Origin of the sequence: Ekhidna sp., assembly GCF_039940915.1 — a bacterium.
Taxonomy (GTDB): domain Bacteria; phylum Bacteroidota; class Bacteroidia; order Cytophagales; family Cyclobacteriaceae; genus Ekhidna.
The window spans coordinates 1,358,576-1,383,307 of the sequence record NZ_JBDVFO010000002.1; the positions used below are offsets into that span (position 1 = coordinate 1,358,576).

At 41.1% G+C, this 24,732-nt stretch carries 24 protein-coding genes; 15 read left to right on the forward strand and 9 right to left on the reverse strand.

Features of this window, described 5'->3' with window-relative positions:
• Nucleotides 1–47 precede the first annotated feature (47 nt).
• Complete coding sequence (locus ABJF57_RS11015) at nt 48–1,793, forward strand: DUF885 domain-containing protein (RefSeq protein WP_462228966.1); 1,746 nt, start codon at nt 48–50, stop codon at nt 1,791–1,793.
• A gap of 51 nt (nt 1,794–1,844) precedes the next feature.
• On the forward strand, nt 1,845–3,149 hold the full coding sequence (gene der / locus ABJF57_RS11020) for a ribosome biogenesis GTPase Der (RefSeq protein ID WP_462228968.1): 1,305 nt from the start codon (nt 1,845–1,847) through the stop codon (nt 3,147–3,149).
• Nucleotide 3,150: 1 nt separating this feature from the next.
• Here der and ABJF57_RS11025 read toward each other — a convergent pair whose 3' ends face one another.
• The gene (locus tag ABJF57_RS11025; protein WP_462228970.1) at nt 3,151–4,302 is read right to left on the reverse strand and encodes a hypothetical protein; all 1,152 of its coding nucleotides are present in this window, start codon (nt 4,300–4,302) and stop codon (nt 3,151–3,153) included.
• Nucleotides 4,303–4,419: 117 nt separating this feature from the next.
• Between ABJF57_RS11025 and ABJF57_RS11030 the strand changes: the two genes are divergently transcribed.
• Together ABJF57_RS11030 and ABJF57_RS11035 are read left to right on the forward strand one after the other, a co-directional pair.
• On the forward strand, nt 4,420–5,028 hold the full coding sequence (locus ABJF57_RS11030; protein WP_462228971.1) for a SprT-like domain-containing protein: 609 nt from the start codon (nt 4,420–4,422) through the stop codon (nt 5,026–5,028).
• An 89-nt stretch (nt 5,029–5,117) separates the two neighbouring features.
• Nucleotides 5,118–5,927, forward strand: a complete 810-nt coding sequence (locus tag ABJF57_RS11035; RefSeq protein WP_462228973.1) for a ParA family protein — start codon at nt 5,118–5,120, stop codon at nt 5,925–5,927.
• On the opposite strand, the gene ABJF57_RS11040 is transcribed toward ABJF57_RS11035, so the two are convergent.
• The 7 genes from ABJF57_RS11040 to miaA form a co-directional block, all read right to left on the reverse strand.
• Entirely contained in the window at nt 5,924–6,493 is a 570-nt protein-coding gene (locus ABJF57_RS11040; RefSeq protein ID WP_462228975.1) for a hypothetical protein, read from the reverse strand. The two genes, ABJF57_RS11035 and ABJF57_RS11040, sit on opposite strands and share 4 nt — an antisense overlap.
• Nucleotides 6,494–6,575: 82 nt before the next feature.
• The gene (locus tag ABJF57_RS11045) at nt 6,576–9,830 is read right to left on the reverse strand and encodes a TonB-dependent receptor (protein ID WP_462228977.1); all 3,255 of its coding nucleotides are present in this window, start codon (nt 9,828–9,830) and stop codon (nt 6,576–6,578) included.
• Between the two features lie 140 nt (nt 9,831–9,970).
• A complete protein-coding gene (murQ, locus tag ABJF57_RS11050) occupies nt 9,971–10,783 on the reverse strand; it encodes an N-acetylmuramic acid 6-phosphate etherase (RefSeq protein ID WP_462228979.1) in 813 nt (270 codons plus the stop codon).
• A complete protein-coding gene (locus ABJF57_RS11055) occupies nt 10,776–11,618 on the reverse strand; it encodes a hypothetical protein (RefSeq protein ID WP_462228981.1) in 843 nt (280 codons plus the stop codon). Before ABJF57_RS11055 ends, murQ begins: the two co-directional genes overlap by 8 nt.
• On the reverse strand, nt 11,611–12,618 hold the full coding sequence (locus ABJF57_RS11060; protein ID WP_462228983.1) for a Gfo/Idh/MocA family protein: 1,008 nt from the start codon (nt 12,616–12,618) through the stop codon (nt 11,611–11,613). Before ABJF57_RS11060 ends, ABJF57_RS11055 begins: the two co-directional genes overlap by 8 nt.
• Nucleotides 12,615–13,895: a glycosyltransferase family protein gene (locus tag ABJF57_RS11065; protein WP_462228985.1), complete on the reverse strand. Its 1,281-nt coding sequence runs from the start codon at nt 13,893–13,895 to the stop codon at nt 12,615–12,617. Before ABJF57_RS11065 ends, ABJF57_RS11060 begins: the two co-directional genes overlap by 4 nt.
• A 33-nt stretch (nt 13,896–13,928) precedes the next feature.
• Nucleotides 13,929–14,843 carry a tRNA (adenosine(37)-N6)-dimethylallyltransferase MiaA gene (miaA, locus tag ABJF57_RS11070; protein WP_462228987.1) on the reverse strand — a complete coding sequence of 305 codons (915 nt, stop codon included), beginning with the start codon at nt 14,841–14,843 and terminating at the stop codon, nt 13,929–13,931.
• A gap of 35 nt (nt 14,844–14,878) precedes the next feature.
• Here miaA and ABJF57_RS11075 point away from each other — a divergent pair, with 35 nt between their 5' ends.
• The 9 genes from ABJF57_RS11075 to ABJF57_RS11115 all read left to right on the forward strand — a co-directional run bounded on the left by ABJF57_RS11075 (nt 14,879) and on the right by ABJF57_RS11115 (nt 22,748).
• Nucleotides 14,879–18,136 (forward strand): PAS domain S-box protein, encoded by a 3,258-nt coding sequence (locus ABJF57_RS11075; protein WP_462228989.1) that lies wholly within the window; start codon nt 14,879–14,881, stop codon nt 18,134–18,136.
• Entirely contained in the window at nt 18,129–18,503 is a 375-nt protein-coding gene (locus ABJF57_RS11080) for a response regulator (protein WP_462228991.1), read from the forward strand. The genes ABJF57_RS11075 and ABJF57_RS11080 overlap by 8 nt, the downstream gene beginning before the upstream one ends.
• Nucleotides 18,493–18,768, forward strand: a complete 276-nt coding sequence (locus ABJF57_RS11085) for a hypothetical protein (RefSeq protein WP_462228993.1) — start codon at nt 18,493–18,495, stop codon at nt 18,766–18,768. The genes ABJF57_RS11080 and ABJF57_RS11085 overlap by 11 nt, the downstream gene beginning before the upstream one ends.
• The gene (locus ABJF57_RS11090; protein ID WP_462228995.1) at nt 18,765–19,526 is read left to right on the forward strand and encodes an MBL fold metallo-hydrolase; all 762 of its coding nucleotides are present in this window, start codon (nt 18,765–18,767) and stop codon (nt 19,524–19,526) included. Before ABJF57_RS11085 ends, ABJF57_RS11090 begins: the two co-directional genes overlap by 4 nt.
• 64 nt (nt 19,527–19,590) lie before the next feature.
• Nucleotides 19,591–21,126, forward strand: coding sequence for an NFACT RNA binding domain-containing protein (locus tag ABJF57_RS11095; protein WP_462228997.1), 1,536 nt, complete (start codon nt 19,591–19,593; stop codon nt 21,124–21,126).
• A 204-nt stretch (nt 21,127–21,330) separates the two neighbouring features.
• Nucleotides 21,331–21,612, forward strand: coding sequence for a type II toxin-antitoxin system RelE/ParE family toxin (locus ABJF57_RS11100; protein WP_462228999.1), 282 nt, complete (start codon nt 21,331–21,333; stop codon nt 21,610–21,612).
• A gap of 13 nt (nt 21,613–21,625) precedes the next feature.
• On the forward strand, nt 21,626–21,931 hold the full coding sequence (locus tag ABJF57_RS11105; RefSeq protein ID WP_462229001.1) for a HigA family addiction module antitoxin: 306 nt from the start codon (nt 21,626–21,628) through the stop codon (nt 21,929–21,931).
• Between the two features lie 287 nt (nt 21,932–22,218).
• The gene (locus tag ABJF57_RS11110; RefSeq protein ID WP_462229003.1) at nt 22,219–22,449 is read left to right on the forward strand and encodes a ribbon-helix-helix domain-containing protein; all 231 of its coding nucleotides are present in this window, start codon (nt 22,219–22,221) and stop codon (nt 22,447–22,449) included.
• On the forward strand, nt 22,449–22,748 hold the full coding sequence (locus ABJF57_RS11115; RefSeq protein ID WP_462229005.1) for a type II toxin-antitoxin system RelE/ParE family toxin: 300 nt from the start codon (nt 22,449–22,451) through the stop codon (nt 22,746–22,748). Before ABJF57_RS11110 ends, ABJF57_RS11115 begins: the two co-directional genes overlap by 1 nt.
• A 280-nt stretch (nt 22,749–23,028) precedes the next feature.
• Here the strand turns inward: ABJF57_RS11115 and ABJF57_RS11120 are convergent, their stop codons facing one another.
• Nucleotides 23,029–23,277: a helix-turn-helix domain-containing protein gene (locus ABJF57_RS11120; RefSeq protein ID WP_462229007.1), complete on the reverse strand. Its 249-nt coding sequence runs from the start codon at nt 23,275–23,277 to the stop codon at nt 23,029–23,031.
• A gap of 363 nt (nt 23,278–23,640) precedes the next feature.
• Between ABJF57_RS11120 and ABJF57_RS11125 the strand changes: the two genes are divergently transcribed.
• Complete coding sequence (locus ABJF57_RS11125) at nt 23,641–24,102, forward strand: mobile mystery protein A (RefSeq protein ID WP_462229009.1); 462 nt, start codon at nt 23,641–23,643, stop codon at nt 24,100–24,102.
• Complete coding sequence (locus ABJF57_RS11130) at nt 24,093–24,689, forward strand: mobile mystery protein B (RefSeq protein WP_462229011.1); 597 nt, start codon at nt 24,093–24,095, stop codon at nt 24,687–24,689. The genes ABJF57_RS11125 and ABJF57_RS11130 overlap by 10 nt, the downstream gene beginning before the upstream one ends.
• Nucleotides 24,690–24,732: the final 43 nt, after the last annotated feature.

The following is a 24,732-nucleotide window of genomic DNA, read 5'->3' on the forward strand; positions in this document are numbered from 1 at the left end:
AGATCGCTGATTATCTTGTAAATTGATTCAGTATAAAATTCAATCTCATGGGAAAAATCATTTTTTCTTTCGCCGCCCTACTCTTGCTCAACTCTACGCTTTCGGGCCAGTCGGATAAGAAGCTCAACAAGCTTTTCATCGAAATAAGGAAGGTAAACACCTCTTACGCTATCGAAAATTCCATTTGGAGCGGTCAGCACCCAAAGGAATACGCTTTTCAACACATTGATTCACAAATCAAACAAGCGGATCAGCTTCGTGAAAAGCTTCAAGCACTCATTGCAATACCTGATGAAAAGCTATCTGAACAGGGCAAGATCAATAAGCAAATAAAAATTCTCCAACTGCGAAATGTCATCAGTCAAATTGACTTCAAGATTTACCTGATCCCGTTCAATTCAGAAGGTGGTTTTTTCAACTCTCCTTCTTTCTTCTTGCCCAACCTCTCATTCAACTCAGCTCAGGATTTTGATGACTATCTGGAATGGTTGCCTTCATTTGCTACTTTCATCCAATACAATAAAGGGCTGCTCAAAAAAGGAATGGACGAAAACATTCAAGCTCCGCAAGTCATTGTCAAGAACATCATCTCTTTGCTTGATCCCTGGACGGCTGCAGACCTTTATGCAAACCCATTCTATCAGCCGATAAAAAATATGCCATCGGGCATTTCCGCTGGAGAAAGAAAAAGAATTGAAGACCAGGCTCAAGCAATCATCAGGGATCAAATCCTCCCCTCATACCTCGAGCTCAAAACATTTCTCCAAGAAGCATATTTAGCTTCAGCTCCGGAGAATATTGGCATCAGTGGAATAGCGGGCGGCAAAGCATATTATGAAAACAGAGTGAGGCATTTCACCACCTTAAACATTTCGCCAGACTCCGTATTTTCCATCGGTGAGGCTGAAGTGCGCAGGATACGCAAGCAAATGGAAGACATCATCAAAGAATTAAATTTTGAAGGTTCATTTGCCGAATTTTTGCAATTTCTTCGTACTGATGAGCAGTTCTTCCCTAAAACCCCGCAACAATTGCTAAACTATGCCTCATGGTTGAGTAAGAAAGCTGAAGGGCAGCTACCTAAACTATTTTCCAAGCTTTATGAACTCCCATTTACGATAGCACCGGTACCTGATGACATTGCACCAAATTATACCGGCGGAAGATACCTTGGTGGAAGTCGTATACAGAATAGACCAGGAACCTACTGGGTAAATACCTACAACCTACCCAGTCGCACCCTTTACACCCTTCCAGCACTTTCCTTACATGAAGCAGTACCAGGGCATCACCTCCAGATTCAAATTGCTTCAGAACTTGAGGGTATTCCCAACTTCAGAAAAACCTATTACATAAGTGCCTTTGGCGAAGGCTGGGGACTATATGCCGAATACTTAGGGGAAGAAATGGGCATGTATGAAACCCCGTATGACCTATTTGGAAGATACACCTACGAGATGTGGCGTGCCTGTAGACTGGTCGTAGATGTTGGCATGCACTACAAAGGCTGGACAAGGGAAGAAGCTGTTGATTTCATGTCAAAAAACACCGCTCTTTCTTTGCACGAAGTAAATACAGAAATCGATAGGTATATCGGATGGCCCGGGCAAGCGCTGAGCTATAAGATCGGTGAGTTGATGATCAAGAAGTTGAGAAGGAGAGCTGAGTCCGCACTTGGTGAGGATTTTAGCATCCAAGAGTTTCACAATGTGATTCTCCGCAATGGTTCGGTGCCATTGCCGATTCTGGAAGAACAGGTAGCTAAATACATATCTTTAGCTCAGGGAGACTAACTGGCGGCTGTTTTGGTTATCTTCGCGTTTTAATACTTATCCTTCAAATTAATGGCTAATATTCTAGCAATCGTAGGTAGACCGAATGTAGGGAAATCGACACTTTTCAACCGCTTGGTAGAAAGTAAACAAGCGATCATGGACAATGAATCCGGCGTGACCAGGGATCGTCACTATGGTTATGGCGAATGGAATGGTAAGAAGTTTACGGTCATTGATACTGGTGGATACGTTGAAGGATCCGATGATATATTCGAAGGTGCCATCCGCACGCAGGTGAAGGAGGCGTTGGAAGAAGCAACAGCCATTCTGTTTATGGTAGACTGTGATACCGGACTTCATGGACTGGATCAGGATTTTGCCAATGTTGTGAGAGAAATCAAAAAACCTGTTTTCCTGGTAGCCAATAAGGCCGACAACCAGGAAAAGCATCTGGCCTCCAACGAGTTTTACAACCTTGGAATGGACGCTGATCTATTCCCTATCGCCGCGGCTAGCGGAACCGGCACAGGAGATCTTCTTGATGAAGTGGTGAAAGAATTTGATGACGAGGAGCTTCAGGCGGATGATGTTCCAAGAATTGCCATTCTTGGGCGCCCGAATGTAGGTAAATCATCCTTTGTAAATGCTTTGATAGGCAAAGAAAGAAGTATCGTGACCGATATTGCTGGAACCACACGTGATGCAATAAATACGAGGTACAATCTATTTGAGAAAGATTTTATTCTTACAGATACTGCGGGTATCCGAAAAAAATCCAAAGTAAAAGAGAACATTGAATTTTACTCGGTTTTGAGAGCGCTTCAAGCACTTCAGGATTCGGATGTATGCATTGTGATGATAGACGCGGAAACAGGACTGGAGTCCCAGGACATGAATATCATCGGGCTTGCGCATAAGTACAGGAAAGGGATAGTCCTCATGGTCAATAAATGGGATCTACAGGATAAAGACTCCAAGACTGCTGACACCTACAGGAAGTTTCTTGAGGAGAAGCTGGGCCCATTAAACTACATCCCTGTCATATTTACTTCGGTAACCAATAAACAGCGAATCATGCAAACGCTCGAATTGGCATTGACCGTATTTGAAAATAGATCGCGAAAAATTTCTACCTCAAAGTTGAATGAGATCATGGGGAAGGAAATAGAGCACTATCCACCTCCAGCGGTTCGTGGGCATTACATCAAGATCAAGTACATTACCCAGCTGCCGACCCACACGCCTACTTTTGCCTTTTTCTGCAATTTCCCGCAGTATATCAAAGAACCGTATCATCGCTATTTGACTAACAGAATGCGGGAGCACTTTGATTTTAGGGGTGTGCCTATAAAGATGGTTTTCAGGAAAAAATAGGTTACTTCTTTATCAACCTAATTTGATCGGTACTTTCGCCAACTCTTGCGGAGAGGGTATAAACGCCAATTGGACCTTCCGCTATCTGCTGCGAGATCAGTCTTTCGGCTTCCACTCGTATGATGTTTTTCTTTTCCAGCAAAAGTTTGCCTTCTGAATCATACAACTGGAATTCCGAGAGTTCATTTAGCTTCCTGACACGACCAATTGAGGGGTCTGGATAAACGGCTAGCATGCTGGAATTACCTTTTTCATCGATCCTAACTACCGGGCTATACTCATATTGACCGTCATATTCTACTTTGCGCAACCTGTAATAGGAGATTTCCTGAGCTGCATCATTGTCTGTAAATGAATATTTACCAGCCTCTGTTCTATTCTCATCACTCGGAGTCCACCCAATTACTTCAAAGTTTTCACCATCCCTGCTTCGTTCAATTTCAAAACCATGACTATCTAATTCGCCAGCTGTTTGCCAGTCAAGTATGATATTCTTTTTCTCTTTTCTACCAGTAAAGTCCGCGAATTCTACTGGGAGCAACGTTCCGTTACATATTCCTAAATAACTGGAAGCATCCCCATTATCAATGTATTCTCCTCCTACCATCAGCACTCCATTGCCCTCAACCACGCCGCCTCCGGTGTTGGTAAAATCGCCATCCACACGCATATCCCCATCAATCGCAGATATGCCAACTCCTCCCGAAACAAAACTACCCCCCACATAAACAGAGGCGCCAAAATCTACTTCGAATGCGGCATAAAGTCCTGATCCAGCGTTTTGAGAAATCGCCATAGAGCCTCCCTGCTCTACGGTAACTGCCGACCCAAAACCGCTTATCATGCTCACCACACTCACAATTCCACCGTTTTTAATAATGACAGAAGACCCCTGACCAGCATTGAAAGCGCCAACCACTGTTAGTTCCCCATTCACAATCAAGGTTTCGCCGAGTACATTCAAATCACCATTGATGGTAAGGTTTCCATTTACGATCAGGGTTACTTTACCTTCTCCTTGCAACTTGATGTCGCGAGAAGATTCACTGCAGATTCCTGTTTGTATATTGGAAGTGGAGTAGCTGGGACATTGACCATATGCAATACCAATCATACAGATTAATATTGCAACGGTGAGTGATCTAATTTTCATTCTGGTGATTGTAGCTGGCTGATAAATTTAACCAATCCTTTTGCAATTACATCATAAGGTTTTGATTTATCGGACAAAACTGCATTGCTTTATTTAGGTGTTAAAACAATCGAATTTATGACTTCAAAAGAAGTCTTTCAAAAATTTGTGCCTGAGTCATCTGTAGACTACTGCGTTAAGCTTTATCAACGGCTTGGTTTTGAATTTAAAATCAAGAAGGCCAGACAAACGAAGCTTGGTGATTATCGCTTCAATCCAAAAACGAATAGGCATACCATTACGGTAAACAATGATCTTAATCCATATGCCTTTCTGGTTACCTACCTGCATGAGGTGGGCCACCTGATCGCATTTCAGAAGTATGGGAGAAGAATTCAGCCACATGGGAAAGAGTGGAAGCAGTCATTCAAAGAAGTATCCGAGCCCTTGCTCACGGAAAAGAATTTTCCTAAAAACGTGCTGTCTGCACTTCAGAGATATTTCAAAAACCCAAAAGCTTCGAGTTGCTCAGACCCTGTATTGTATCAAATCTTGAAACAATTTGATGAGCCTTCTAATAAAGTACTCCTCAAGGACATACCCATTGGTGAGGCATTTGCATTTAATCATAAAACATTCGTGAAACTTGAAAAGAAACGCACAAGGTCAGTATGTCAGGAAGTAAAGTCTAAACGGAAATACCTGATTTCAGACTTGGCGGAAGTTGTTGTTGCCGATCCAATATAAATCTGATCTTAGGATCATTTTGAGAAAAAATCCGTATTTTAACATTCCAGAATCACCGCTTTTGGAGTGTATGTTTTAAGAAAAGAGGAATGTCACAAACAATTGCGGTATATAATTTTAAGGGAGGTGTTGGTAAAACCAGCACTGCACTTAGCTTAGCACACAGCTGGTCCAGGTCATTTAAAACACTGGTGATTGATTGTGACCCTCAGGCTAACCTTTCTCAAGCGCTTGCCGATCAAGAATACCCGCAAACCTTGTTCACCATCACCCGGGAATTGATGCACAATGAACAACCGGATATTAATCCCATAGAAATTCATCCATACTTGCATTTGATTCCAGGAGATTACCACATGGGTGAAGTGGAGTCAAACACGCAGTTTATCTCTTTTGGTCATATCATTTTTTACAAGCTGCTCTCCACCATCCGTCATAAGTATGATTTCATCATCTTGGATTGTCCTACTCATTTCGGGATTACCGTTAAGTCATTCATCACCAATAGCAACAGCATTTTGATACCAGCTACACCTGGTTCTTTTTCCGTATCGGGCTTCAAAAAATTATTGACGTACTTGAACGAAATCAAAAAGGAGAAGCCGCTGGATATATTGGGGATTTTCTTTAACCAATACAGAAAAAATACCCGCCTCCATCAGAAAATCGTACGGGTCGCAGAGCGTGAACTTGGCAGTTTAATTTTTGATCAGCGTATTCGGCAATCCATTCGAGTAAGTGAAGCAAATGAAAATTGCGACTCACTCTATTCGTTTACGGATCAAAGCTCAGTTGCTGAAGATTTTTTAAAACTTAGCGAGGAAGTAATCGCAAAGATGAATCGGCTTAACCTGGAAGATGTGCTTCATCAATTGGATCAGCAAGAAGTGAATAATTAAATGGCAAGTCGTCGGGTGATTAACCCGTTGATCAATTCGTAAAAACGCATCGGAGGCAATGTTCTCCATTTCTCTACTTGCAGACTTCCAGACATATTTACATAGTTGTCGATGTTATAGTTTTTCATCTCATCAATGATGAATTCGCGAAAATTGACGCCCGCTATCCACCCATCTTCCACATCTTCGAACCATTCTTCGTAATAGCAATCATCACTTCCATGAAAATTCATGATATTTTCTCCTATTATGGCAAATTTATCGATCCCAAAACCCATCATGTGCTCAAGAATGTTTCGCTTAAACTGCATGATATCGTTGTTGAGTGCATCATTCCACTCTCCTATCATCTCAATTGTAGCAAATCCCAAATCATAATCTGCGAAAAGGATTTTCATATAGAGGGTCTCCGACCCAAAAAAATCCCACGCTGGATCTATGTAGTATCCATAGATATTTTCGGAGTAGAGATCGTAATTATACTCCTTTCCTGCAAACGGAGACCGATCATCCAAACTGGAATTGTAGTATTGATTCCACCGATCATATGGAGCTATGGTATGCATGCAACAAATGTACTTTTTGAGAATAGAAACAAAAAAACCCTGACCTCAGGTCAGGGTTTTCATCAATAGAAACTAATGAGAATTAGTTCCCTCCAAAGATATATCGTAGGCCAAGTTGCATTCTCCAGATTGAAGGGGCATTGTCAATGGTCCACGCTTCATCTCTATCTGAATAGTTATAAACCGGACGACCTGTTCCAGCTTCAAAACCTTCAAGTTGCAATAGGTTATACGTGTTGAATCCAACAGTATACTGCCTTCCCCAATCGTTGTTAAGGAAATTAGCTACGTTTTCAATGTCCAATGAAACCTGAATACGGTTAGTCGACTTTCCTGTTTGCAATTTAAATTCTTGCAAGATTCTAAAATCGATCTGAGCAGTCCAAGGTGTTCTTGCAGCGTTTCTCTCTGCGATTTTACCTCTGTTTTCTCTTAAGTAATCATCCCGCTCAATGAACGCATTCAGCTGTGCCCAAAGTGCTGCTTGAGTTGCTGCATCTGCAGGTATATCATCCGTACCAAAAAGTATCTCATCGCTTGAAATCGGAATGTACGCTTGATCATTTCCTCTTGACCCATCTCCATTCAAATCACCATTAACCATGTAAGTAAAAGGGGATCCAGACTGTGCGTTGAAAAACACTCCGAATGATGTTGAAGCGAAATCAGAATATTCCAATTTATAGTTCACGTTACTCACTATTCTGTGTCGAAGATCCCAAACAGAGAAGCTTAAATCAGCATCGTTTGGATTGCCCGGCGTAGGGTTAAACTCCCATCCAGAGTTAGCAGTAGTGTGTGTACCACCATTAACATCTTTCGAAACTCCATATGTATAGGCCATCATCGCAGACAGGTTTTTATCCCAGGTCTTAGTTAACTGACCCGTAAAGCTGTACTGATGCCCCTTATTTGTGTTCGTCAAAAGATAAACATCATTGAAGTTAGCGTTTATCTGATTTGATGAATAAGTAGGCCTGTTATTTTCAATGGCAATTGTTCCATCTGGGTTTGGTACTTGCAGGTTTTGGTACTGTATCGCATTGATTGTCTTAGAGTAGATCGCTTCGAAAGTACCTGTAAGTCCACCAGGCAACTTTGCATCAACTGCCAAGTTAAGTCTGAAGTTTTGTGGCAGCTTGAAGTTATCATCAAGTGCATCAATCTGTGAACGAGGAGCATTCGCTTGTCTAGACTCGATTTCTTGTCTCACCAATGGATCATCAACATCTACTCCAAGAACCTCAGCTATGTAGTACTCATACGTCCTGTTTCCATCATCAAAAAGTGAAACATTGTTCGTTCCTCCTTCTGATCGAACACTCACGAGTGAGGTAGTCGCTCCTGCGTTGGTGTAGATGTTAGAAATCCAAACAAACGGTACTCGACCAGTAAATATTCCGGCTCCTCCACGTATCTGTAGTGTTTGATCGCCATTTACATCGAAGTTAAATCCTGCTCGCGGGGACCACAATAACTGCCCACTGGGAAGGTTGGTAGTACTTCTTCCGAATTCTTGCTGAAACAATGGGTTTGCTTCCGGCTTGTCGAGGAAAAATGGAATATCAACTCTTAGTCCTGCAGTCAACCTCAACCTGTTGTTAACTTCAAGTTCATCCTGAACATAGAATCCACTTTGAAGGAACCTAAGTTCAGCCGGTTGGAAACGATCATTGTAATAATCCAGAGAGTATCTTACTCTAAAGCGTCCTCCATTACCAAGGTCATCAGCTAAGAAACTACTCAGTCCGTCATACTCGTAATGTCCTGGATATCTATTAACAAATGAGTTGAAGATATCGAACATCTCGTTATGCGTTCCGAAAGTGATCGTATGCTTACCGTTGTAAATCGTGAAGTTGTTCGTCAATTGAGCTATTCCTTGCTCCAGAATGTTTCCAACTGAACTTCTTTGAGATCCAGCAATAATGGTGGTTCCGTCATCTGTATCAATTTCTACCTGAGGAAACAATTCTCCATATGCATCAAGGTTTCTCTTTCTGTTGATGGATGTATATCCGATGATCAAGTTATTGGATTTGTTGTCTCCGATTCTTGACCTCAGTTCGAAAATGGTTGAATTACTAACCACATCATTCAGGTAACCATTATTTGAAAACTGTAGAAAGTTCTGATTTCTGCTAATGTTTTCATCAGTAGCCTTCAAGTAGCTATGTCTTAAGCTCATCTGATGGTTTTCATTCAAATTGAAATCCAGCTTACCAAAAATCTTTGTGTTTTCCGTTTTTGGGGAAAGAGAACCAAATTCTCCCGCATCGTAGTTGTGAGTAGCTAAGAGGTAATCACTGACAGACTGAGCTGTTTCTACACTAATGTTTGAAACATTGGAAGGAACGTTCCCACCAAAAGCATCTAATTCAGCTTGCGAAACAAGGTTTACCTGTATCGGAGTTTCTGCTACTTGTCTCTCAACGTTTGTGAAGAAAAACAATTTATTCTTGATGATTGGTCCCCCTACTCTCGCTCCATATTGTCTATTGAAAAATGGTGCTTGTTTTTCAGGATTATCACCAATGGTTTTTCCCGCTAAGTTCTCATTTCTCGTGTAGTAATATGCCGAACCTTCAAATTCATTCGAACCACTTCGAGTTACAGCGTTGATGCCTCCTCCAGTGAATGAACCTTTTGTTACATCATACGGAGCAACCAAAATGGAAATTTCCTCAATTGCATCCAAAGAAATAGGCTCAGCAGATGAACTACTCCCAGGAAGACCATCGGCATTCAAGCCAAATGCGTCGTTGTTGATAGCTCCATCAATTGTTACGTTGTTGTATCTACTGTTGCTTCCGGCGATGGAAACTCCTCCATTACCCACACCTGATGCAGCTTGAGGAGTTAACCTCACAAAATCTTCAATGGATCTACTAATAGAAGGGTTTTGATTGATGGTCTCGGTAGAAACATTCGTAGATGCTCCCGTTCTACCTGAATTGATCACGTCATCAGTCTGAGCTGTGACAACAACTTCAGCCAGTGCTTGTGCATTTTCAGCTAGGGTAAAATTCAAATTTCTTTTTTCTCCCAAACCAAGGTTTATTCCTTCGATTGCTTGAGTGTCGAAACCGATGTAAGAAACCGTTACCTTGTAGGGACCTCCAATTCTCATATTAGGAATTCGGAAGTAACCGTCTACATCAGTAATGTTTCCATATTGGGTACCAGAAGGCTGGTGCAAGACAACAACAGTAGCTCCTATCAGAGCTTCACCGTTACCGTCAACTACTTTTCCATTCACAGAAGCTGTGGTGACCCCTTGTGCAAAGGCCGACACTCCAAGTATGGAAAGAACTAGGACTAGTAAAACTTTTTTCATTCTATCTTTCTATATGGTTTATATATTGATGTCGCAAAAGTAGAATCTTCTTCCCAACTAAGCATTCTTTCAGGTTTAAGTTTTCCACATTTGGCTTAACAAAAAGATAACAAACAAAATTTTGTTATTTCAAGGAAAAGTTAATTTTCTACAGAATCAATCGCATTTCGCACAGAACCGTGCTTTAGGATCATTTTTTCCGCTTCCGAATGGGAGATCCGCAACTTGTCCATCACCATTTGTATTCCGCGCTCCACCAGCTTCTCATTACTGAGTTGCATATCAACCATTTTATTGCCGGCCACATGACCCAGCTGTATCATTACAGTGGTAGAGATCATATTTAAAATCAGTTTTTGAGCAGTGCCTGCTTTCATGCGGGTACTCCCGGTAACGAACTCCGGCCCAACCAACACTTCGATGGGGTATTCACTTGCGGCTGCCAAAACTGAATTTTCATTGCATGTGATGCATCCGGTCAAAATTTGATGTTGCCTCGCTTCCTTTATGGCTCCAATAACATAAGGCGTTCTGCCTGAAGCAGCAATCCCAATGAGACTATCATTCTCACCAATGGTGCATTCTTCCAAATCCTTCCAGCCTTGCACTGAATCATCTTCGGCAAACTCAACTGCTTTTCGAATGGCTTCATCACCGCCAGCAATCAGCCCCACTACTACCCCATGATCTACCCCAAACGTTGGAGGACACTCTGAAGCATCTACAATTCCCAACCTTCCGCTTGTACCCGCTCCCACATAGAACAGTCGGCCTCCCTTTTTCATTCGAGGTACAATTTGCAGCACAAAGGCTTCAATTTGAGGGATGCATTTTTTCACGGCCAAAGGGACTGTTTGATCCTCCTCGTTGATGCTCATCAATAACTCATTTACACTCATCTGCTCTAAATGATCGTAGTGAGAATCAGACTCGGTAAGTGGTTTCTTAGCCATATTGTTGATGATATAAAACTAGTCCTGAAATTGGGGACTGTACGATATGTTTCGTGAGAATACCTCTATCAGCTCCTACTTGACGCAGAATGTCCGAAAAGTGAAAAGCAATTGACCCAGAGAAACAAAAAGGGGTTTCTCCTCCTTGATGATTACTGAAAAAAGCATCAAAAAAATCATCAAAAGTGGATCTGATCAATTCATGAACCTCTGGATGATTGCGATTTTCAAAAATGAATGGCGCAAATGATGCTAAAAAATGATTGGGTTTCGGCTGATCATAAATACGCTGAATGACTTGATGTGAGGTGAGATTAAACTGCTCATTGAATGAATCAATGATGTCAATAGCTAGCTGTTTTCTAAAAATACCTTTAAGTAATTGCTTGCCTAAATATGCACCGCTTCCTTCATCGCCAAGCACATAGCCAAGAGAGGCGCTTACCTTATTTACCTTTTCACCATCGTAATAGCAGGCATTCGCTCCGGTACCGAGGATACAAACATTTCCTGCTTCTTTGCCAAAAAGTGATCTGGCCACTCCTACTAAATCATTATTAGCAGAGACATTTTCACCAAAAATATCTGTGAGTGATTTTTTCGTATCGACAGATTGCTCGGTGGTATCAATTCCAGCGGCATACAAGTATGTGGGAATATCAAAGGGTATTGTGTCACCAAAAGTACTGCGGATACTTTCTTTGAGATCGTCCATGCTGTGGGTGTATGCGTTGAATCCCACTGTTTCAAATTGAGCAATGGAATCTCCATTAACAACACGCCATTGCGTGCCTGACCCTCCGGCATCTCCCACAATGAATGACTGATTAGCCATGTGCTGACTTATATATTTTTTCGATTATTTCAACGGTTTTTAACCCTTCAAGTCCATTGGTAGCAATGCTTCCTCCGTGCTGAAGTACATCAATCAAGTTTTCATATACACGATCGTGATTGCTCATGCTCCCTTGATATTCACCATATTCATTGGCAGGGTTTCCTTTACGTAAATCGCCTATCTCCTCACCTTCCAATGACTGATATTCGAGCTTATTCAGGTACTGGCCTCCAACTTTTACTGTTCCTTTCTCTCCAAATAAGGTAATCGATCCTTCCATATTTTTATCGAAAGCATTGACCGTGTAATTGATTGTACCCAACACGCCATTCTTGAACTTCAATGACACCACTCCTGTATCTTCAAATTCAATAACCTCCTCGTGAGCATAATTCTGGATCATTGCTGACGATTCTTCTACATCTCCCACCATCCAGTAGAGTAAATCTATGAAATGACTAAACTGGGTAAAAAGCGTACCTCCGTCTAATCCTTTAGTTCCTTTCCAATCAGATTTTTGGTAATAATCAAAATTTCGATTCCAAAAACAATTGAGTTGAACCGAGTAAATTTTTCCCAAGGCTCCCTGATCAATTTTTTCCTTAACGGCCTCAATGGCCGGATTGAACCGATTTTGTTTGACAATAAAGAGGCGCTTGTTGCATCTTTCAGCGGTCTTGATCATTTCTTCGCAATCGGAGGAAGATAGTGCCATAGGCTTTTCACACAACACATGAAATCCGGCATTCAATGCTTTGATGGTATGTTCTGCATGCAATCCATTGGGCGAGCATACGGACACAACATCCATGTTTTTAAAATTCAGAAAGGTTTCAACATCCGTAAAAAATGGAATCTCGTGTTCTTCGCCTAACCTTTGAGCTTTTTCAATGTTTACATCACAGACAGCAGCCAATACACCCTGCTCTGCGATGTGACCTGCATGCCTTTGAGCAATCCGTCCGCAACCAATCAATCCGACTCTTATTTTATTCATTTCAGTAGTAGCTTCTCCAATTTTTCCACCAAGTGCTTATGTGAAAACTGATCCAGCAATATCTCTGAGTCTTCTCTCGTTGGCAGCCGATCATTTTCAAAGATATCTTCAATAAACCCTCTAATGCTGGAAATTTCAGAATATGCCAAAATTTCCCCTACATCCTTATCATTCATCAAATCACCTAAATCACTTTTACGCTCACCTAAACCCAAAATCAACCGATGAGCTGCCAGGTATTCGAAGAATTTTACCGGTAATATCCATTCAGAGTTATCCGATTTGTTTAAAAGCAAAAGCAGCACATTACACCTTCGGTATTCATCTTGAATACCTTCATGGGGTAAATAACCCAAAAACTGAACTTTGTCTTTTAGCTCATTCAATTCGTTTATCTCGCTTTTGATAGATTCGGAGACTATGCCTCCAATTCTGATTTTAAGTTTGTTAGCGAATACCTGACTCTCCCGACACATCTGATCCAGCAAGTGCCATAATTGACGAGGGTTCCTCATCTCATTCAGCATTCCAAAATAACCAATGGTAAAGTGTGATTCGTTAGGTTCGACATTAGACTCATTATTGACTGTAATCCCATTGTGTAGAATATCTATTCCTCCAAATGCACTGGCCAATCTTTTGCTTACCGTGGTTGCAATGGTTGACTCAGACAACACGCTCTTCTCCAGACGTTTGTGTATGCTCAATACGTAGGTGGAGGTATTCAATTTTTTCAGCACATCCCACTTGCTCCAGGGATCTCTAAAATCAGCTAGCCACTTTACACCAGTTGCTCTTTTTGTCTTTCTGCCAATTAAATGAATGCTATGAGGTGGACCTGTGGTAATGATCGTCCCAATACCTTGCTCCTTGATTACCTCAATTGCTTTTTTAGCGGCTGGCCTCACCCAGAAAGTACGTGGATCTGGAACCAATAGATTGCCTCGAATCCAAACCATCAACTTGTCTTTCAAGCCCTTTTCAGATTTTTCAAGCACCAACCCTTGCTGCACATTTTTTCGTTCCTTATTGCCGGTAAGCTTATGAAAAAGATTAAATGGTTCCCAAATTGGGAGTCTAATTGTTTGAATGTCTTTCACCCGCTCCAGCAGCTTCTCGTCTTTGATTTCAAATTGTGGGTTTTCCGGAGTTAGCACGATGGGTTCCCACCCTCGCTCTTTCAACTGTAACGCAAAGTTCATCCAACGCTGGACTCCAACACCTCCGCTAGGAGGCCAATAATATGAGATGATGAGGATTTTGCGGTTAGGTTCCATGATTCAAAGGCAAATCAACATAAATCCGGTTACTCAGAGAAGTGTCTTTGAAATTAGATCTTTTATCTCCTCAATTTTATCTGACTCAAACCAATGAATGTCATCATAACGTCCAAACCAAGTCAATTGTCTTTTCGCATATCTTCTACTATTTCTTTTCAATAGCCTGATCGCCTCGTCTTTGTCGTATACTCCATCCATGAATTCAAATATTTCCGAATACCCGACAGTTTGCAGCGCATTGTGTGCTCTGTAGGTGTGCAGTCCTTGTGCTTCGTCAAACAGGCCTTGCTCAATCATCTGATCCATGCGGAGATTTATTCTGTCAAACAGTTTTTCTCTATCCATATTCAAACCAATTTTTAAATTGGCATACGGCAACTCATTTTTCTTGTTTTTCCTATAAAAAGAGAATGGTTTACCTGTTCCTCGGATGACTTCCAGCGCTCGGATGACGCGCTGACCATTGTGCTGATCTACTTCTTGAAAATAGGCCAAATCCCTTTTTTCCAGCTCCTCAAGTAAAGGTGAAAGACCTCCCTGCAGCAGTTCTTTATTCAACTTCTCTCTCACCTCAGTGGCTATTTCAGGCATCTCATCAAAACCTTCCCATATGGCTTTCAAGTACAACCCAGAACCTCCGACTGCAATTAGGGACTTGTTCGTACGGTGCAATTCTTCAATCTTTTGTATCGCATCTCTCCCAAATTCACCCGCGCTGTAAAGTGTTTCGATGGAATGTGTATTAATGAAATGATGAGGCACTCTCTCAAGCTCCTCCACGGTTGGTTTAGCGGTTCCTATAGTCATTTCCTGATAAAACTGCCTGGAATCTGCGGAAATGATCTCCGTGTTAAGCCATTGTGCTAAATCAATTGCCAATGCCGTTTTACCGACGGCTGTTGGTCCTACAATAGATATTAATAAAGGTTTGCTCGAAATACCCATCTTTTGAATGGCTAAAATGCCTAATTTTATTCGATATGGCCGAGGTGGAAAACGATATTGATGAACTAAAGAAGAAAAATGCCAATCTTCAAGCTCAATTGGATAATACCCAGCGTGACTATTATACACTGGTAGAAAAGACCAATCAAAACCTGAAAGATCTCTTTGACAATTCAAACGATCTTATCACCATATTCAGAAAGACCGGAGAAATTCGTTTTGCTAACGAGGCTGTAAAGAATAAGCTCACTTATACCGAGGATGAAATAACGGATCTTAAATTTCTAGAGGTGGTTCATCCGGACTACCGCAGAGGTACTCTTCAAAATATTCTTAAAATAACCGCCGGCAGCCGATTCGAACGCTTCGAAACCGTATTGATCTCAAAAACAGGAAAAAACATTTACGTAACAGGCAAATTGACCTCTGTTTTTGAAAATGGGGAACCTGTGGAATATCGATGTGTATTCTATGATATTACCGAAAGAATCAGAGCTGAAAGTGCTCAAAGTCTGTATTATCAGATTGCCAATATTACGATCACGGAAAATGACCTTGAGCAGCTTTATAAAAATATCTACAGTCAGCTAAACCAGATGTTGAAAGTTCAAAACTTTCATATTGCTCTTAAAGAAGGCAAAGACTATCGCAAAATCTTCAACATCAATGAAAAAGCAGAGACGAGTAATTTCGCTTTTGACGTAGACCATGAGCTAATGGAGTATACCGTGCAGCGGGACAGATCGCTCATTGTATACAGTGACGGCATTGAGAAAATAAGTCAGCAAATCGGGGTTGAATTTCAAGATCCAATTCCAAAAATCTGGTTAGGGGTAATCATTAGGACCGCCTCTGAGATGGGAGTCATGTCCATATGCAGTTACAACGATCAAAGTGCTTTCAACAACAAAGATTTAGAACTTCTAGACTACATCGCCGGTCAAATTAGTCTGGCAATGGAACGGCAGCACAAAGAAGAAAAAATCGAAAATCAAGCTGCGACTTTAGGTGCAATCTTCGATAGTAGTACACATGAAATATGGTCCGTTGATAAGGAATTCCGATTCACTTCCTTCAATCAGAACTATGAAACAGCATTTAAAAAATACTACGGACTCAAGCCTAAACTAGGCACCAGTATAAGGGAGGTCTCCAACGAGGTGCCTGATGAAGTTCGGGATTTTTGGGTGGCTAAATATGAGGAGGCATTTACCGGCAAGTTTGTAAACTTCCAAACCAACACACTGGATAAATCTGGCAAAATGGTCTGGCGTGAAGTATTTGCAAATCCCATTTTCTTGCCGAATGGTCGCATAGAAGAACTCTCCATTATTGCAAATGACATTACAGAGAAAAAAGAATCTGAAAGCGCACTGATAGCCAGCGAAGAAAAATTCCGTACGATTTTCGAATCCTTTCAAGACATCTATTTCAGGTGCAATACCGAAGGTAAAGTGACCATGATCAGCCCCTCTGTGCAGGAAGTACTTGGCTATGAAACCAAAAAAGTGATCAACACCAATGTCCTGGATTATGCGGTAAGAGCTCCACAAATACTGGAGATTGGAAGACGGATTAACAAAGAGAATAAAATACAAAACGTCGAGGGTACGCTCAAGACAGCCGATGGTAAGAGGTTGCAATTCTTCTTCAACATCCGGCTCATCAACAAGGATGACGGCACAGATGAAATTGAGGGCGTAGCGAGAGACATCTCTCAGCTCAAGAAGACCAACGATGAGCTTAAGCGTGCCAAAGAAATGGCGGAGAGATCCCTAAAGATCAAAGAGCGGTTTCTAGCAAACATGAGTCATGAAATACGAACCCCGATGAACGGGATCATTGGGATGATCGACCTTTTGGCCAGTACCAGCCTGGATGGTGAGCAATCCGAGTATGTGAAGACCATCAATAAATCATCGCAAACGTTACTCAACATCCTCAACGACATTCTGGACCTATCGAAGATAGAGGCAGGAAAAATGGACCTAAGACAACAGCCACTTCATTTGGTAAAAACCATTGAAAAGGTCTACGATCTATTTTCTCAGCAAGCTTCATCCAAAGACAATAACCTTTACTACCACATAGACGAAAAAATCCCGGATTGGATACTTGGCGATGAAACCCGACTCATTCAGGTTCTTTCGAACCTAACTTCCAATGCAATTAAATTCAGTGAAAGCAAGGGAAACATCAACATGAGCATACGTCTGGTGAAAAAACGCGGCAAGCAGTTTGTGTTTAAGGTCACCATCAAGGATTCAGGAATCGGCATATCGGAGGAGGATCAAAAGAGCCTCTTCCAAAGCTTTCATCAACTGGACAACAGTAGTTCCAAGAATTTTGGAGGGACGGGGCTTGGTCTCGCTATTTCGCGGGAGTTGGTGAAATCCATGCGAGGTGAAATCGGGGTAGTGTCAACTCCTGGACTGGGTAGCACTTTTTGGTTCACCTTTATGGGTCAAGAAGTATCTCAAAGTGAGGTTGAAACCATACAACCGGACAAACCTTTTACTAAAGAGTTTACTGGTAAGCAGCCCAAAATTCTTTTGGTTGACGATAATGACGTGAATCGGAAGGTGGCAAGTAGCATCATGATTAAATCAGGTTGCCAGATCGACGAGGCATACGACGGGTTTCACGCCATTGAAAAGGTGAAGGAAGAAAATTACGACCTCATCTTCATGGATATTCAAATGCCAAAAATGGATGGTATAAAAGCAACACAGGAAGTGAGAAAACTTGAATTTGGAGGCAATACACCGATCATAGCAATGACGGCCTACTCGATGGAAGAAGATCGCGAACGCTTTCTCAACGCTGGCTTAGACGATTACCTTGCAAAGCCAATAAAAGCGGAAATGCTCATTGATAAAATTAAAAAGTGGGTAGACTTTAAGCCAATAGAGGTTTCCATCGATTCCATTGTTGAGAAGGCAGAAGATCTTGTCATTAATCAAAACACACTTAATCAGCTTGCCAAATTTGGTGGTCAGGAGCTGATAGAAGCAACACTATTGGAGTTTGAAGAAGAGGCAGTGCAGCTGGTAAAAAACACCGAAAAATATTTGAAAGTGAAAGATTATGAGAAAATGCGGGGTGAACTTCATACGCTTAAAGGCAATTCAGGCACATTAGGTGTAGAAAAGTTATCTAAACAAGCCGCCGACATTGAAAAAAGGTTAAAAGAAAATAAATTTGAGGAACTGGAGAGCAAAGTGCAAGACTTGAAGGCACTGTTTCAGGAGTTCAAAGAGAGTAGCCAAAACCTATTAGTCACAGATGAGTAAAAAAATAATTGTAGCCGAAGACAGCAGTGTAATTCAAAATCTTACGAAAAAGATACTTTCACAGCTGAACTATGAAATCTCTTCTGTGAAAAATGGACAACAGGTCTTGGATCTGCTCGCCAAAGAAAAATTTGGACTCGTACTGCTTGACATTCACATGCCCGTAATGGATGGAATGGAATGTGCTAAACAAATCCGCAGCACAGCCGGGAATAATCAAAAAATTCCAATAGTGGCAATCACAGGAAATGCAAATAACTACTCGATGGATGATTTTGAAGAGGTAGGAATCAATGCGTTCATTCCTAAGCCGCTCAACTATGATTCGGTAGTTGAGATGGTGAAAAAATATACGGATGACAATTAAGTATACCAACCATTTTTTGAACAAGCTGGAAGATATTATGTCTGAAACAGACTATATACTTCGGTACGAAAAAGGAAACTTCCAATCAGGATATTGTATACTCAATGAAAGCAAAGTTGCAGTAATAAATAAATTTTTTGCCCTGGAAGGAAAGGTGAATAGCTTGATTGAAATCATTCGATCCATCAAAGTAGATAGCGCTAAACTCAGCGATAACAACAAAAAACTCTACGCAGAAATAACCAATAATCAGCTGCAGCTGTGAGGATTGTTTTCCTCGGCACAGGCACCTCACAAGGTGTACCCGTCATTGGATGCAAATGTGATGTTTGCATATCCGTAGACTACCGAGACAACCGCCTGCGTTCCTCCATTTTCGTTGAGCTAAACGGCGTAAACATCGTAGTGGATACAGGACCCGATTTTCGTCAGCAAATGCTTAGAGCGCGAATCGATCAGCTGGATGCCGTACTTTTTACGCACGCACATAAAGATCATACCGCTGGCATGGATGACATCCGGAGCTACAACTTCCTTCAGAAAAAAGATATGCCGATCTATGCGAGGACGGAAGTACAAGATCAGCTGAAGCAGGAATTCTCCTACATCTTTTCTGAAAGTCAATACCCTGGCATTCCAAAGGTAGCCCTCAACACACTCACCGGAGAACCCTTCGAAGTGCAAGGTCAATCAATCATTCCTATTGAAGTTATGCATCACAAGCTTCCTGTATATGGCTTTCGATTTGGCGATTTCACCTACATCACGGATGCAAATCACATTTCTGAGGAGGAGAAAGAAAAGATAAAGGGCTCCAAAGTAATCGTACTCAATGCCCTTCAAAAAGAAAATCACATCAGTCACTTCACACTTGATGAAGCCGTGAGCCTCATGCAGGAATTGAATCCAGAAAAAGGGTATCTCACTCACATCAGCCATCGACTGGGCCTACACATGGAGGTGTCCAATGAATTGCCGGAGAACGTTGAGCTAGCCTGGGATGGGTTGCAACTAGTGATCTAGTTGCCGGTTTCTAGTTACTTTCATGCCATAAAAAGCTACAGGAACTTGATATCTATAAATCCGCATGTTTCATAACTACTTTTTTCTAAAGCGCCTTACCCCTGAACTAGCAAAAGAACTTATCGGGTTGACCTTACTCGAATGCTTTTCGCAAAACAAGGATGAGTTGATTCTCGGATTTGGTGATGGAGAGAGGGAATTTTACATCCGAGCAACTCTTGATCCTAACGTATCACTCCTCTCCTTTCCTGATGATTTTGCGCGTGCAGGGAAAAACAGTGTGGATTTGTTTCCTGAATTGCTCGACCAGGTCGTAACAGGGGTGTCTGTCTTTAGCTATGAGCGATCATTTCAGATAACTTTTAATCAGCAAGCGCTCATCTTCAAGATGCATGCACGAAGGGCAAATATTTTGCTTTCCGCAGGTGGCGAAATTGTCAAACTCTTCCGGAAAAACTTACATCAGGATTTAGAAATCAATCCTGCAGACCTTCATAAAAAGATATCCGTTACTGAGCAGCAATTTGTTTCCAGCGCATACGATCCGATGATGCTTATCCCGGCTCTGGGCAAAGAGGTAAAAATCGTTTTGGAACAAAGCGAATTTTATGGTCAACCGGATGAGCGCAAGTGGAGATTATTCCAACAACTACTCACTCAACTCGATGGAAAGGAGATTTTCCTGCACGATGATCCGTCACTCAGCTTGATCAAGGAAAGTCCTGAAAAAACAGAAAGCGCAATAGCCGCATGCAATAGCCTTTACCATAAAACCGTACGCAGTTTCTATTTTGAAAAAGAAAAAACGGAGGGCATCAATAAGCTCAAACAGCGAATAAAAAAATCAGAAAATTACATTTTCAAAACCAAAAGCAAGCTGGCGCAAGTAGCAAATGCAAGAAGTCCGGAGGAAGTCGCCAACATCCTCATGGCCAACCTGAATAGCTTACAAACAGGCCTTTCCAAAGCCGTGCTCCATGACTTTTATACCGATCAGCCCATAGAGATAAAGCTCAATCGCGAGCTAAGCCCACAGAAAAACGCTGAAAACCTGTATCGGAAATCAAAAAACAGGCACCAGGAAATTGACGCTTTGAAAGAAAACATTTCGGCCAAAGAAGCCCTCATTGAGAAGTTAAGTAGACAAATTCTGCACATTCAGGACATTGAAGATACCAAGGAACTCAGAAAATATTTCAAGGATCATGGCCTGACTAAGAAAGATGCCGTAAAGGAAGAAATCCTTCCGTATCACACGTTTGAAGTTGACGGCTGGCAAATTTTGCTTGGCAAGCACGCCAAAGCCAACGATGAACTCACGCTGAAAGTCGCAAATAAGAATGACCTTTGGCTCCATGCAAAAGATGTAGCCGGTTCGCACGTGGTTGTGCGACAAAAGCCGGGACAAAACTATCCCGATCACATCATCGAAAAAGCGGCCGCTCTGGCAGCAGCCAACTCCAAGCGCAAAACAGACACCCTCTGCCCGGTGATTTATACACAGAAGAAATTCGTCCGGAAGATGAAAGGCACGCCTGCAGGCCAGGTGATTGTAGAAAAAGAAGAAGTGGTGATGGTGGAGCCGCAGACGTTAAGCTGAGGATTTTTAAGAACCGTTATGTTCTGAATATGAAAACTCTTAGTTTTCCATTTGAACGTTATGGATTGTGTAAAACAATTATTTGCACGGGTTTGTGGTGTTTACATTATAGTTGGGCTGCATCTCCTCTCCCCGAAACCAAGATGATTTTCTTAAACAATAACTTTTTACCTACCTTTAACGTTAGTAACGCATGGAGTTAGTATGATTTTATCTTTTGGATCTAAGGAAACTGAAAAAGTATGGAACGGAGAACGAGTACGAAAGTGGCCCTTTGAAATACAAACTGCCGGACGAAGAAAATTGAGAATGTTAAACAACTCTCAAAACATTTCCGACTTAAGAATTCCACCATCCAACCGACTTGAGAAACTAAGTGGAAACTTAAAAGACTTCTACAGCATCCGAATTAACGACCAATGGCGAATTATTTTCCAATGGGAAGATGGAAATGCTAACAACGTTGAAATAATTGATTATCACTAGAAAAATGAAGAATATGGAAAAGCTACCGAACATACATCCAGGCGAAGTTTTATCAGAGGAATTTTTGCGACCTATGGGAATTTCTGCTTATCGATTATCCAAGGATTTGCATATTCCCCAAACAAGAGTGAGCGAAATACTAAAAAAGAATAGACGTGTAACTGCTGACACAGCTTTAAGATTGAGTAAGTACTTCGGAACAACTCCGAAATTCTGGCTTGGTCTTCAAGATGATTATGATATTGAAGAGGAACTTGGAACGAAGACTGACGAACTAGAAACAATAGAAAAAGTGACGACAGCCCAACAATATGTATGAGGCATGTGCTTGAGTGCTTCTAGCAAACTTTCTTGCAAACATCACCGTGAATCTCCCGCTGAGGAAAGTTTTGTGCTTCTATAGAGTATAGTTCGCAGGAGTTTTCATTTTTCTAAGCGCAGTGCTTTCTGATACTTTGGAAGCACCGGCAGATTTCACTATTTTGCTACTTCGATCCAAGTGTGAGCACACGCCTCATACATGGACGTTATCAATAATCGTTCTTCAGTAACTCCATATGGCTGAATTAACAACAACTTGGTGTAAATTTGCACCAAAGTATAATTATGGGACGACAAAGTATATCTTTCACAGAACCAAATGACGAATGGTTAAAAGCTCAAATTGAAAGTCGAGAATATTCTAGTAAAAGTGAACTTGTAAACGACCTAATTCGTCAAGCAAGAAAACAACAACAAGAAATTGACTATATCCGAATGAAGTTAGAGAAAGCAGAAAAATCAGGCTTCACTAACGACTCCAGAGCTGATATTCTTAGACAAGCAAAATCTCAATAATGGCTGAATATAGAATCAGTAACATAGCCAAGGAGGACTTGATAAGAATTCATCGATATGGAGACGAAAAATTTGGACCCGAGCAAGCAGATAAGTATTTCAACGCTTTCTTCGACAAATTCGAACTAATAGCAGAACGACCATATGCTTTTGAGTCTGTCGACTTCATTAAATCAGGATATAGAAAATGTGTTTGTGGTGTTGATACAATTTTTTATCGAGTTAATAGTGGCGTAGCTGAAATCATGACGATAATTGGAAGACAGGACCGAATCGAAACATTGCGTGGATTTGATTAGGCTATGACTATTGGTAACAGTTGCTAGCACGAATGCGCCTGAGTGCTTTCTACAAATTTCATCTGATCTTCACCGCTCCGCTACCCACCTGCCTGCCGGCAGGCAGGTTCTGCAAGCATCTTCTCTCTTAGCAACTGTCTTGCTTCTGGATTTGATCTTCTGAATGCACTTCTTCGTAGATGCCGTTGTGGGTGTTGGGTAGCTGCGCTATCTTCGTGTCTTTCTGCTAGTTCGGGCGCACTCCTGCTAGCTAGTAGTTAGATGCCATGGAGCCAGATCATCAGGCATCAAGTTCCCCAAAGAAGTCCTCCATTTTTGTGTCAAGTGAGTTGAGAATTCTCGTCAACGTTTTTAAAGTCAGATTGACTTCTCCTTGCTCTATATTCCAATAGTGTGATCTACTGAAACCATTTTGGATCGCAAACTTTTCGTAGTTCTTGATTCCCTTAGACTCTCTAAGTGAGCGAATTCCTTTTCCAATCTTTCTTTGAAGTTCAAGTGCATTATTTGGGTTCTCTGAATTCGCCATAAGAACTCAAAGGTAGACTCTAGTGGAACCAAACCTGTCTTCGCAACGCCCAAATCAATTTCTGCTTTTGACGACTTCTTAGGACTGGTTGAGATTCCTAAGTTCAGGAGACGGCTCAGAAGTTTGCTTCTTTACTATTTGACAAACGAGCATGAAGAATTACCCTCTGACTATGGCGAATTCATTGAAGACATGAAGTTCCTGTTTGACTTTCTGGATGAAGTTTCCACCACAGAATAGTTTCAAAAGCAGTTTTCAGTAATTAAAGAATACTTATTTGTATGTTTTTATATATTTTTATTATACATATTTGTATACTTTTATATAAAATTTTATACTAATACGTATTTTATTTAAAGAACGATGAGAAACAAGAAACAACTTCTGATAGAACAGTTGGATCAAAAATTGGAGAATTTTAAAAATTCAGCAATGGTACTGGTCCCATCCAAGGGATGGGTAAATGCTATTCGAACCAGTCTTAATATGACTCGGGACCAGTTAGGAACCAAACTTAAAATGACAAAAGGAGCTATACAAAAGATTGAGGAACGAGAAGCTTCAGGTCAAATAACCATTAACAAAATGAGGGATGTGGGTCAAGCATTGGATATGAAATTTGTTTATGGGTTTGTTCCAAATAAGGGATCCATTGATAATTTAATTAGTGTACAATCAGAAAAGTTGGCTCGAAAAATAGTCATGAGAACCAATCAAAATATGAAATTAGAGAATCAAGGAATTGGAGATGAAAAGATAAATGAAACAATTAAAGACCTTGCTTATGAAATAAAAAGAGAGGTAAGAAAATCTCTATGGGATTAGAGCTAAAACATGAAGGTGGACAGACCCCCTTAGATGATGAAGAAAAGGAAGGCCTAAAAATCAAGTCGATTACAACTCAAGGAGAACTGGATGAATTTGAGCAGTTAAACATTGAAAAAGCCGTAGAATGGACTATCCATGCTAAACTAAATCCTGAGAAAATATTGACTGAAAACTTTGTGAAAGGTTTACACAAAAAAATGTATGGCGATGTATGGAAGTGGGCTGGAGAATTCCGTAAATCTGAAAAAAACATCGGCATCTCATGGATCCGAATAGGAATTGAATTAAAAAACTTGCTGGAAGACACGAAATATTGGATTGAAAATAACACCTATTCCCCAGATGAAATAGCCATAAGGTTTAAACATCGAATAGTTTCAATTCACTGTTTCCCGAATGGCAATGGAAGACATTCCAGAATGATGGCTGATATCATTATGGAGTCTATTTTTGATGAAGATTTATTTGCTTGGCATCAATCAAATATGGTTAAAGAGGATGAAACTAGGAAGGAATATATAAATGCCTTGAAGGAAGCCGATAATGGGAATGTAGAACCACTAATAGAATTTGCAAAAAACTAAAGCCAACAATGTCCATAAGTCATTAAAAACGACTCATATGCGA